This is a genomic window from Pontibacter silvestris, assembly GCF_020907275.1.
In the GTDB taxonomy this organism is placed as follows: Bacteria; Bacteroidota; Bacteroidia; order Cytophagales; family Hymenobacteraceae; genus Pontibacter; species Pontibacter silvestris.
In genome coordinates, this window is record NZ_JAJJWI010000018.1 from 97,044 (window position 1) to 108,724 (window position 11,681).

Consider the following 11,681-nt stretch of genomic DNA (forward strand, 5'->3'; position numbering starts at 1 on the left):
AAGGTATGCTACCGTAGTAGCATACCTTTTGTTTTTAGTCTTGAGAGATCATCCGTTAACTATTCTTTCAGCTTAACTTGTACTTTGCTTACCAAAGAGATACAATATTCAACACTTAAAAGATCTTCTCCTAAATCACTTTTCATCCACACACTTGCTTCTGAAACTTTTAATTATGACATTTGTTTATACAAATAAAATGTACCCATCGGCGGGTTCCGCCGTAAGTATAACTGGTATAATATTAAATAACAGGTAAATGTACTTCACGACAGCTTGTCAGGCTGTAATAGTTTGGGCAGATATTTGTTAAATAAATGATTATTATTTTTTGTCATTAATTTTGTAACTAAGAATTTAACTTAATAAACGTTAAAGTTATGGCTAACAAAGCAATTGAAATTACAGATGCGAACTTTGATGAGATCGTAAATTCAGATACACCAGTATTAGTAGACTTTTGGGCAGAATGGTGCGGACCTTGCCGTATGGTAGGCCCTATTGTAGAGGAATTAGCTGGCGAATACGAGGGCAAAGCCGTTATTGGTAAAGTTGACGTAGACGCTAACCCACAGATTTCTTCTAAGTTCGGTATCCGTAGTATTCCAACACTACTAGTTTTCAAAAACGGTGAAGTAGTAGATAAACAAGTAGGTGCAGTGCCTAAAAATGTATTATCTCAGAAACTTGATGCACAAATTGCATAAGTAGTCTTTCAGACTGCAAAAGAAAAGCCTCTTCCATTCAGGAGAGGCTTTTCTATTTCTTAAGGGACACTTCCAACCGCACCATCAGGTTCTGGTTCAGCTTCTCTTTGTTTCCCTTTTCAACTGACTTTTTCATCCTCTCATCAACCTTGAGCCACCTTGGTTCAGAAGGAAAGTGATACAGGTAAAAAGGGCAGGAATCACACTCGTTTGTCATCCCAACATAAGGTCCATTATCTTCTTTAGTAGCCTTGGGCCAACTCACGGCAGCAAATAGCCCATCATTCGGCAAGGCAATGCTATATTCTGATATATCAACCCAATACCAATGCGTATTCTTTTTAGGTTTGATAACTAAAGGCTCTGGCACCAGTAACTCTCCAGGCAAATCTTTTGCATCTGCTTTGTACAGGTAAAGGTACACGGGATTAGAAGGCTTCAGAAATTCCAGGAAGGAGTGCTTCTGAAAAATGTAAATGCCTACCCTATCTATTAGCCCTGATGCACCTTTGGCAGGAATAAAATAAGCTGTTTGGTATTTCGGATTATTAGGAGCACCACCATGTCCATAATCTGCTTTTTCTCTTTTGGTGCCCAACACTACTTTCTGCCCACCAGGCCTTACTATTACCTCTTTTAGTTTTGTTTTGCTTTGCCCAAAGCCTATATTGGACCCTAACACACAAGCTATCAGTATGATGAGCAGCTTTTTCATAACATGAAAGTAGCAGGTTATTTTGAATTTACCAATGTACCACTCATTAAATATAGGGTTCTTTTATATTTTACTTGTACTCAACTACCTTTCTTCTTTTTAAGAATGATGCTAATATCCCCGCTACGTTCTAAATAAGCAGCTTTGATCATATCTAAGCCATCATCATTCCCAGAATTCCTTAATGCCTCCAGCAAATCATTATCGGTGATGCCATTGCTTTTCAGAATCTCATGCTGCAGATCTCCATCTTTGATAAGAACCTTTGGCTTACCCTTTATAAAGTCTCCAACACCAAAATGAGTGCGATAGGCCAGTGCCGCCAAACCATTATGCAACAGCACTAACACTAAGGCTGCCACTATAGTAGGCCAGAAAGGAGAATTGCCTGTGATGGCACGGCTAAGAATAGAGCCATAAATAACTCCTAACACAATGTCGAAAGCAGTATTCTTTCCAAAAATACGGACACTGCCTATGCGCAAAATAATGAGTGCCATCACAAAAACACCGATGGCCCTAAGAGACATTTGCCACCAGGTTAAAGATTGTTCTTCTAAACCAAAAGCTATCTCAAAAAAATCCTGCATACATCTGGAAACGGATATGTATTATGAATGTTTTGTGCTAGTAAGTATGCATTCACATGCTATGTCAGCGAACACATAACTACTCAAACAGAATAAAGCGCTAAACTGAAAAAGCATCTACTTTACCTTTCAACTTATAAACAGACAAGTTTAAAGAAGCATTTTCAACTTGCCTGTTTACTATAAACTAAGTTACAGAAATAAAAAAGGGAGCATTTGCTCCCTTTTTTATTTCTGTAACTTAGTTTATGTACATCTGAAACTATTGAAAGCCATCAAACATCATTGCAATCACACAAGGTCTTATCTTGAGTATAGATTATATTGAATGTGTCTTCCACTTCTTTCATTAAATACTGAAGGCGTGAATTATAGCCCTGAACTTTTGAAAGTTTGTCTGCTTCCGGTTCTTTCTTATTAAGCTCATCCAGTGCTTTAATGATATTTGCTAACTCCTTTGTTTTCTCAATCATACGTGTCATGTACAAATCAAGGCCCTGGTTAGCTGATGCCACAACCTGCAGATTGCTCTCTATACACAGTTGCCGCTTCAGGAACTTTAATACTACCTGATCTGCTAATTGGTTAAGCTCATCTTTCTGCTTTAAGGCTTGCTTTAGTTTATAAGTATCGTAGCGTTTATTATAGTCTGAGATAACATCCCGCACTTTATCTCGGCAGTTCTGACACTTACTGGCAGTAGCTTTATCCTGAAGCACATTCCGCTGATTTACTGTTTCATCTGTGGCCGGAAGCTCAGATAACTTCTGTACATCTTTCACAAAAACTTCCCTGTATTGCAAATCTTCCAGTTTGGCTATCAGCCTTATAATTGCCTCCCCCTCTACTGATGATGATAAAAATTCTGCCCTTGGCAACTCAACAGCATAAAGTTTGGCTAAAGATGCCTCACGCTTTTCGGGTGTATCCCAGGCTTTCTGGTTATTTTCCAGTTCACGTAAAGTGTTTACAAGCACTTTGCCATTCTTCAGGTTATGATCAGCCTCCAGATACAAGTCTGCATTATCCAGTATGGCCTGATATTCATGCCTGAAGATATTCTGGTAGGTCGTATTATCCTCAACAAATTCCTGCTCCCTGGCATCGAAAGTACTCTTTAATCGCTTGTACTCCTGAATAATAGCAAACAGGTTTTTAGCGTTGCCTTCAGGACTATTGTTTCTATAGTTTAGCCGGTAAGTATTTAAGTTTTGCTTCATTTCAGCAAATACCCGCAAAAACTCCACATACAGCTTTTCCTGCCTATACGTCTCATCGTTTACCAATTTGGCTTCATAGGCACTCTGTACTTTCTGCTTGCGCTTTTCAACCAGTTCTAAGGTTACCTCATCGCCAGTAAGTACATCCATCTTATACAGTGATTTGTAATTGGCTACTACTATATAAGGATAATCTCTATAGCCAATCATCTCCTCCAGTTGCTTCCTGTTTAAGCCATTCGGGTTTTTAGAAAGGTAATCGGTCAGTTTTACAGATTTTATGTTTACTGATTTTATACCTCCGGGAACAAACACATAAATTTTTACAGAGTGTAGGCGCGTATCAAAGTTTTGCCCCTCGTACAGGCGAATGGTAGAGCTAAATTTATATTCTTTCTTTCTGGTACGGGTACTTAACAAATTACCAAACTCTCCTACTAAAGACATAACGGCTCCAGTTGGAGTAGTAAGCTTTGACAGGTTTACCAGTTGGTTCGCGACCAGGCTAAATACTTGGTCGCCTTCGTCATTTGTTACAGCTTTAGCATTAATTCCAGCATCAATGCTATTCTGGGCAGAAGTAAGTGGCATTTTATCGATAATACGAACCACCTCAATATTATCACTTACCTGCGTACTGGTAGCATTATTGTCTTTCGTGATATAGAAATTGTAAAGCGGATATATAACTTCATCATTTCCAAAAAGCTTTACGTTTTTGAGCTGTGCTGTTATAAAAAGGTACTCAAGTTGTTCTCTGTACCTCTTCTTTTCTTTATTTGAACCAGTCTCTAATTCATGTAATACTCTGTTAAACTTACTCCCGTTAAATAGGTATAAGTCTGTAGAGAGGTATTGCCACTCATCAGAGAAGTCGAAATCATCGTTATAACTATAGCCCAGGCGGGTTTCAATGCTTTGCTGGGCGAAAACCTGCTGGCACAGCAGCAGCACAAGAAAAAGTGTAACTAATTTTTTCATGTATTACGTTGAAGTCTTTGCAGTCAATACTGGTCTTTTCGTTAACACAGCTTAACGCTATAGCCTGAAATTAAGTGCATTAAAATTGCTAATAATTAAGCGATAATCATAAAAAATAACTTATAAACATTTCACTATCATGTTACAATATGTTCTAAAATGCCTGGTAATAATATTGGTCGCTCTCCCGCTTCAATATGCTGTAGCACAACAAAATTCAGCACCTGTTACAAATGCTTCTAACAGCAAAACATTAACAGAAAAACAAAAAATAGAACAGCTTATTCAATTTATCCGCAGCATGAATGATGCCACTTTTATAAGAAACGGTAACGAGCACAGCTGCAAAGAAGCAGCAGACCATTTACAAGCCAAATGGCATAAACATAGCGACCGTATAAAAGATGCAGATGACTTTATAGAACATCTTGCCTCTAAATCGTCTATGTCTGGCGAACCGTATCTTATTCGGTTTGCAGATGGCAAGACACATAAATCTGCTGATATACTGCATACAGAACTTAATAAAATAGAAAAAGAAAAGCTTTTATAACTGCCTGTAGTTTTACTCAACACATACTGCGAGGGCTCGTACTTTAAAGCAATCTGATTAATGATTAATGATTAATAATTAATACACTTCTCATGCTACAACTCTTAGAAGAATCGAAAGGCGATTTAGCTGCCATGCGTATTTCCGGACAAGTGGACAAGCAGGACTATGATGTCATGCTGCCTTTGTTAGAAGAAAAAATAAAGCAGTACAAGAAGATACGTGTTTATGCCGAAGTTCAGGATGTAGACGAGTATTCGGCAAAAGCTCTGTGGGAAGAAATAAGATATGACTTTAAACATGCCAATAACTTTAGCCAGGTGGTTATTGTTGGGGATAAAAAATGGCTGGATTGGATAACATCGGCAGCCTCACCCTTTACCTCAGCAGATGTAAAATATTTTGAAACAAGCCAGCGTACAGAAGCCATAAACTGGTTAGAATCTTAAATATAGCTTTGTAAAAAGAAAAAAGAGGCACTTTAAGCGAGGTCTCTTTTTTCTTTTTACAAAGCTAGGCTCTTCAGCTTCAGACGCTAACTACAAAGTACTTGTTAAAGCTATTCTTTATAGATTAAAACATCACTTTTACCTTCTTTAATGTAGCCCCGGTACATGCCTGCTGAGTTGAAGGTCATCGTGAAATTTCCTTTTCTGTCTAAAGCAATAACCCCTCCTTCACCTTTTCGCTCTACCAGCTTTTTCATAACAACTTCATCTGCTGCCTTTTTAACGGAGTAGCCTTTGTAATCCATTAGTGCTGCAATATCGTGTCCAACTACAGAACGGATAAAGTATTCGCCATGCCCTGTAGCCGAAACAGCACAGGTATTATTATCAGCATAGGTACCTGCCCCAATAATAGGCACATCACCTACACGGCCATAGCGCTTGTTCGTCATACCGCCTGTGGAGGTAGCCGCAGCTAAGTTACCGTAAGCGTCCAGAGCAACGGCTCCAACTGTACCAAACTTTTTACCTTCTATAAAGATGTTTTCGTTATTGCTTGTGCCATTACTACTGTGGTCAAGTTGTGTTTCCTCTTTGCCTTTGATGTTCTGTAGTTGCTGATACCGGGTTTCTGTATAGAAATAAGAAGGATCGACAATCTTCAGGCCTTTCTCTCTGGCAAACTTTTCAGCCCCGCTCCCAATCATCATTACGTGCTCAGACTGCTCCATTACAGCGCGAGCTGCCGAAATTGGGTTCTTGATAGTCGTTATGCTGGCCACAGCGCCGGCATTAAGGGTTTTGCCATCCATAATGGCAGCATCCATTTCATTTTTACCCTCGTTTGTAAAAACAGCTCCTTTACCTGCATTGAACAGAGGAGAGTCTTCCATTACATGTATAGTAGCCTCTACAGCATCAAGGCTTGTGCCGCCTTTCTTTAGTACAGCATAACCTGTCTGCAGCGCCTCATTCAGCACTTCGCGATAAGCCTTCTCTTTTTCAGGAGTCATGTTCTCTCTGGTGATGGTACCTGCGCCGCCATGTATCACCAGCGTTACTTTACTATAATCCGGCTTTGTTTGTGCCTGTGCCAAGTTTATAAAGCCGGATAACAGAAGCAAGCACAGGAAATGTAATTGTTTTTTCATGGTTAGTATAATAAGGTAAAATGTAAAGGTTAGTTTGCTTACAAGCTTAGTAATTTTATAAGTCCTAAATTAGGCTTTTTGCCTGAAGAAGAAAACGTAACAGTCAAACAGTCAAACAATAAATCAGGAACAGACACAACGCCTAACCTAAAGCTTCTGCAGCTTATGCTTATATTCGCCACATGATGTTGATAGATAAACTAGCATGGATTGAAATCCGGGACAAAAAGATTTTAAGCACCCGCAGCAAAGGCAAAGATACTTACTATATACCTGGAGGCAAGCGCGAAGCAGGAGAATCAGACCATCAGGCACTTATACGAGAAATACAGGAAGAGTTGAGCGTTACGCTGGCCCCGGAAACACTGGAGTATTTGGCTACATTTCAGGCTCAAGCACATGGGCATGCACCAGGGGTAAAAGTAAAAATGCAGTGCTATAAAGGTTCCTGCATAGGAGACATTGTAGCCAACAATGAAATTGAAGAAGTAGTGTGGCTAAGCTATAGCGACCGAAACTTGGTATCTCCTGTAGACAAGCTTATTTTCGACTGGTTAAAGCAGCAGTACCTGATTGATTAAGGCTAAACACACTTAAACTTGCACTGGGTATTAAATTGAACAATCGCAGCTTTTTCTATTATTATTTGTGCTTCCGGTTTTGCTGCAGTATTTCTTGTGCTTTCTCTTTACGGGACCACCCTTACCCTTAAAGATGTAATACAACCTGTGTTATAGTTTACTTCCTGTAGCATTTTACCTGGCGTGGCCTTGAGTAACAGAGCTGTACTTACACAGCCGGTTACAAAAAAGCACTTCTATCAGCTGCTCATGTTATGAGCTTGGCTTAGTTTACCTGCTGCTATATGCAGCACTACTTATTTATGCTGTTACAACAGCAAGAGAAAGCCTGATTTTTCCTTTTGCGATAGTTTTTATGTTTGTGCCATCTCACTTTTCTGCCACATTCTGCTCATTATATATTTTATATATTTTTTATTTTGTGGCCATTTCTACATAAGTAATTGAAAAACAAAATCTATAGATACAACTGAGTTTGTAAAGCCATTCTACTTATAGGTTTTCCTGCCTTTGGGTATTAGTTTTATTTAACAACGATTTAACTATATATAAAATAAATATATTTGTGGCCTGATTGTTGCTTTTACAACTCAAACGAAGGAGTTAGTAGAAATTATAACTCTAGACAAGATAGTAAAAGGTAAGGAACACCTTAGATAAGCCTAACAAAATATATAGTTTTTCGATTTTTTATAGCTTGAACACCAATATTTTATCATATTTGCTAACGACATTCATTAACTATCACTAATCATAAACAACAAATCAAGTAAAAATGAAAGTTAATTTCTTCAAAGCATCTTTATCGATGCTGCTGTGCTCCAGCCTTTTAGCCTCTTGTGTTTCTTCTAAAAAATACGAAGATCTTCAAGCAAGTAAAGAAGCCCTTGAGCGTGAACAAGCCGCAAGCCGCCAAAAAGTTGATGAGCTGACAGCCAGCCTGAAAGACCGTGAGCAAAAGCTTGCTCAGATGGAGCGTGCTATGAATGAGCAGCAGAAAGTATTAGACAACCTGAAAAACGAAGTTAACACGGCTCTGCAAGGCTTCAACCAAGGTGACCTGCATGTAAGCATTCGTGATGGTAAAGTTTATGTGTCTATGTCTGATAAGCTTCTTTTTGCAACTGGTAGCACTAAAGTAAATACCAACGGCAAAAGAGCTATTGACCAGTTAGTAAGCGTACTAACTAAAAACCAGCAAGTTGGCGTAATGGTAGAAGGCCACACAGATGATGTTAGTGTATTAACCGGTATGAGATACCTTACTGACAACTGGGACCTGAGCGTACTTCGTGCTACAGAAATTACTCGTATGATGACTGAGAAAGGTCTTTCTCCTGATAGGGTAACTGCAGCAGGTCGTTCTTTCTATATGCCTGTTGATACTGGCCGCTCAGCTGAAGCAAAAGCTAAAAACCGCCGTACTGAAATTATCTTAACTCCTGACTTCACCGAGATTTACAAAATCTTAGGTATCCAGGCTTAGTTAATTCTATAGCAATAGTAAAAGCCAGTGATCAGTACAGGGTCACTGGCTTTTTCATTATCTGCAGCTTAGGGTATAGCTAGCTACCAATTTCTGATTTCATTTCTTTTGCCTGCCTGATAGCTTGGTATAGCTCATGCGCTCTTTGAGAACCAATGAGCAATGGTTTCTTGTTGTAGAATAACAATTCAACACCTTCATTGCCAGACATGTTATAGGCTTTCCCTTTACGCCCCCACCTGATTCCCCACCCGCCATAGTCTCCAATGGGGCTGTACACTACTTTCTCATAAGTGCGCACCAAACGCAAAGGTACGCGCACAGGGTTTAGATGGAACGGAGAAAAATACACTTGCAGCATACCCGGCAGTACCTCTGTTGTTAAGTTCATCTTGTAAAAGAACAAAGGCAAATACACTCCAACAACAGCAAACACAACACTTAACTCTACATCGGAAACAGGATTATTACCATAAGTACCGCTTAACAGTACCTGATAAACAAAACCTACCCAGAATATAGCAGCAAAAGCAAGCACTACTGTCCAGAGCCCCAACTGCCTGAACCGTTGCTTTTCCTGAAAGAGCACTGTTTCTGCCATCTTTGCATCACCTTATAAAATAAGGATACGAAAAAAGCCACCTACGGCTACAGCAGGTGGCTCTTCATATATTAATTTACAGGCTCTTTGTTACTGCCCTATTGCCTGCTCCAGGTCAGCAATTAAGTCTTCTACATCTTCCACACCTACACTTAAGCGGATAAGTGAATCGCTAAGGCCTGCTTTTAAACGCTCTGCACTCGGAATGCTGGCATGTGTCATGGTGGCTGGGTGCCCGCAGAGCGACTCTACACCACCTAACGATTCGGCCAAAGAGAAATAATGCAGGCGTTCCAGTACTTTAGTTGCATCATCTACCTTATCTCCTTTCAGCTCAAATGAAACCATGCCTCCAAAATCACGCATCTGCTCTTTAGCTACATTATGGTTGTAGTGGTCTTCAAAACCAGGCCAGTACACTTTTCCTACCTTCGGATGATTACGCAGGTACTCCGCAACTTTTCGTCCGTTCAGGCAGTGGCGCTCCATGCGCAGGTGCAAGGTTTTAATGCCACGCAGCACCAGGAAGCAATCCTGCGGACCGGGGGTGGCACCGCAAGCGTTCTGAATAAACGCCAGCCGGTCTCTTAGGTCATCGTCTTTTACAACTATGGCCCCCATCACCACATCAGAGTGACCAGCCATGTACTTCGTAAGGGAGTGCATCACAATATCGGCACCCAAATCGAGTGGTGTTTGCATATAGGGCGTGGCAAAGGTATTATCAGCCACCAGCAACAGGCTATGTTCCTTAGCAATAGCGGCACAGCCTTTGATATCAATAATGTTGAGCAACGGGTTTGTAGGAGTCTCCACCCAAATCATGCGTGTATTTTCATTCACCAACTCTTCTACCTTACTTAAGTTGCCCATATTGGTGAAGTGGAACTTAATGCCGTAGTTTTGGAAAATTCGTGTGAAGATGCGGTAACTGCCACCATACAGGTCGTTCGTTGAGATAACCTCATCGCCAGGCTTCAGCAGCTTAATAATAGCATCTACAGCTGCCATGCCAGAAGCAAAGCATAAGCCGTGCTTTCCATTTTCCAATGCAGCCAGCGAGTTTTGCAATGCTGTGCGAGTGGGGTTATGTGTGCGGGAGTATTCATAGCCTTTGTGGTCGCCCGGAGACTTTTGTACGTATGTAGAGGTCTGGTAAATAGGTGTCATGATGGCACCTGTGGCTGGATCTGGCTCTATGCCAGCATGTATTGCTTTGGTTCCGAACTTCATAGTTTTAATGGTTTCTTAAAAATCAGTATGATGCAAGATAACAAAATTAGCAAGGATGGCACTACTCAAGTATATACTGCTTACGGAAGTCGGGCTACGATAAGTTTTCATTGTTGGGTTATACTTCCTTCCTTTGCCTTTCATCTGTCAAAGAAAAACTGATACATGAGTAGAATTATTTGGCTGAAAAGCCTCTTACGCGAAAACGCCTCTACATTTATATCGATGGTTTTACTGGTGGTAGTACCGGTAGTAGTTAGTTCTACACTAGCCTACTTTTTCTACCAGCACCAAGTGCTGCTTCAGAACCTGGCGTGGTGGCAAATGCTGCTTTACTTTGCAGTTGTGTCGGTTACCATGGGGCTTGCGCTTACACCTACTACGTTTGTGGCACTGGTAAGTGGCTTTTACTTAGGCTGGAGTGGCTTTCCTGGCGTGGTCTTATCATATGGTGCCGCTGCAATTGTAGGATACAGTATTGCCAAGGTAATAGACCATGGCAAAATGATGGGTTTCCTTAACCAGTTTGAAAAATCCAGGCTGCTGATGCAGGAACTGCAACACCAAAGCTGGAGCCTGATCTTCTTAACCCGCATTTCGCCGGTACTACCCTTTGCCCTGATGAACTTTGTATTGTCGTTGCTTCAGGTTAGTATGAAAAAATTTCTTATAGCCAGTATTGTCGGTATGCTACCGCGCACTTTTTTCTTCTTCTGGATAGGAACAAAGGCTAATGACATCATAAATTTGCTGCAAAACCCCGACAGTGGCAGTAACGGACGCCTGCTTATGATCGTATTGATAATCATATCTATAGCTGGTCTATACTTTATTTTTGACCGGGCCCTGAAGAAAGCTTTGAAACGGGCCAGCACTAAAAATTAATTTTTTTTCAAGCAGCACTTGCGTATTAAGAAAAAACGCTGTTATTTTGCATCACAATAACGGAATGGTCACGTAGCTCAACTGGATAGAGCATCTGACTACGAATCAGAAGGTTAGGGGTTCGACTCCCTTCGCGACCACACTTTTACACTTAATGCCGCTAAGACTCAATACCTTAGCGGCATTTTATTTTATATTCACCACACAAATTCACCACTTATTGTCCTTCGCTTAATGTTTCTATAGTTAAATTTTACAAATTATAATTTTTGTAAATAAGACGAATAAAATAAAAAGGCTACCTGGTGTGGATAGCCTTTTTTATCATGATGTAGAACATATAAGACCAGCTTTAGAAGCTCCTAACCCCTTCATATATGTTAGGTATAAAATCTATCAGAAGCTTTCTCTTAAGCCTTCAGCATTTAAATGATATAGACTCTACAGTTTAGTTGAATATAATTTGAGAATAAACAATCATTGTCTGTCATTCTCACATGCGTTTGTCGGCTCCCCAATTTTAGAACTA

At 40.2% G+C, this 11,681-nt stretch carries 12 protein-coding genes and 1 tRNA gene; 7 read left to right on the top strand and 6 right to left on the bottom strand.

Annotation, left to right across the window (positions count from 1 at the left end):
- Positions 1-380: 380 nt before the first annotated feature.
- The gene (gene trxA / locus LN995_RS16100) at positions 381-707 is read left to right on the top strand and encodes a thioredoxin (RefSeq protein ID WP_229962108.1); all 327 of its coding nucleotides are present in this window, start codon (positions 381-383) and stop codon (positions 705-707) included.
- Positions 708-759: 52 nt separating this feature from the next.
- Here trxA and LN995_RS16105 read toward each other — a convergent pair whose 3' ends face one another.
- The 3 genes from LN995_RS16105 to LN995_RS16115 form a co-directional block, all read right to left on the bottom strand.
- Positions 760-1,422 carry a hypothetical protein gene (locus tag LN995_RS16105; RefSeq protein WP_229962109.1) on the bottom strand — a complete coding sequence of 221 codons (663 nt, stop codon included), beginning with the start codon at positions 1,420-1,422 and terminating at the stop codon, positions 760-762.
- An 80-nt stretch (positions 1,423-1,502) separates the two neighbouring features.
- Entirely contained in the window at positions 1,503-2,012 is a 510-nt protein-coding gene (locus LN995_RS16110) for a DUF421 domain-containing protein (protein WP_229962110.1), read from the bottom strand.
- A 275-nt stretch (positions 2,013-2,287) separates the two neighbouring features.
- Complete coding sequence (locus LN995_RS16115) at positions 2,288-4,213, bottom strand: hypothetical protein (RefSeq protein WP_229962111.1); 1,926 nt, start codon at positions 4,211-4,213, stop codon at positions 2,288-2,290.
- Positions 4,214-4,352: 139 nt separating this feature from the next.
- Between LN995_RS16115 and LN995_RS16120 the strand changes: the two genes are divergently transcribed.
- Positions 4,353-4,766: a DUF5329 family protein gene (locus tag LN995_RS16120; protein WP_229962112.1), complete on the top strand. Its 414-nt coding sequence runs from the start codon at positions 4,353-4,355 to the stop codon at positions 4,764-4,766.
- A 92-nt stretch (positions 4,767-4,858) separates the two neighbouring features.
- Positions 4,859-5,215, top strand: coding sequence for a SpoIIAA family protein (locus LN995_RS16125; RefSeq protein ID WP_229962113.1), 357 nt, complete (start codon positions 4,859-4,861; stop codon positions 5,213-5,215).
- Positions 5,216-5,325: 110 nt separating this feature from the next.
- On the opposite strand, the gene LN995_RS16130 is transcribed toward LN995_RS16125, so the two are convergent.
- The gene (locus LN995_RS16130) at positions 5,326-6,366 is read right to left on the bottom strand and encodes an isoaspartyl peptidase/L-asparaginase family protein (RefSeq protein WP_229962114.1); all 1,041 of its coding nucleotides are present in this window, start codon (positions 6,364-6,366) and stop codon (positions 5,326-5,328) included.
- A gap of 182 nt (positions 6,367-6,548) precedes the next feature.
- Here LN995_RS16130 and LN995_RS16135 point away from each other — a divergent pair, with 182 nt between their 5' ends.
- Positions 6,549-6,947 (top strand): NUDIX hydrolase, encoded by a 399-nt coding sequence (locus LN995_RS16135; RefSeq protein ID WP_229962115.1) that lies wholly within the window; start codon positions 6,549-6,551, stop codon positions 6,945-6,947.
- A 775-nt stretch (positions 6,948-7,722) separates the two neighbouring features.
- Positions 7,723-8,433, top strand: coding sequence for an OmpA family protein (locus LN995_RS16140; RefSeq protein WP_229962116.1), 711 nt, complete (start codon positions 7,723-7,725; stop codon positions 8,431-8,433).
- 79 nt (positions 8,434-8,512) lie between these two features.
- Here the strand turns inward: LN995_RS16140 and LN995_RS16145 are convergent, their stop codons facing one another.
- A complete protein-coding gene (locus LN995_RS16145) occupies positions 8,513-9,034 on the bottom strand; it encodes a DUF6141 family protein (RefSeq protein WP_229962117.1) in 522 nt (173 codons plus the stop codon).
- Between the two features lie 90 nt (positions 9,035-9,124).
- Complete coding sequence (locus LN995_RS16150; protein WP_229962118.1) at positions 9,125-10,267, bottom strand: cystathionine gamma-synthase; 1,143 nt, start codon at positions 10,265-10,267, stop codon at positions 9,125-9,127.
- A gap of 165 nt (positions 10,268-10,432) precedes the next feature.
- Here LN995_RS16150 and LN995_RS16155 point away from each other — a divergent pair, with 165 nt between their 5' ends.
- Both LN995_RS16155 and LN995_RS16160 read left to right on the top strand, forming a co-directional pair.
- Positions 10,433-11,152 (top strand): TVP38/TMEM64 family protein, encoded by a 720-nt coding sequence (locus tag LN995_RS16155; protein WP_229962119.1) that lies wholly within the window; start codon positions 10,433-10,435, stop codon positions 11,150-11,152.
- Positions 11,153-11,218: 66 nt separating this feature from the next.
- Positions 11,219-11,292: transfer RNA gene (locus LN995_RS16160), tRNA-Arg, on the top strand.
- Positions 11,293-11,681: the final 389 nt, after the last annotated feature.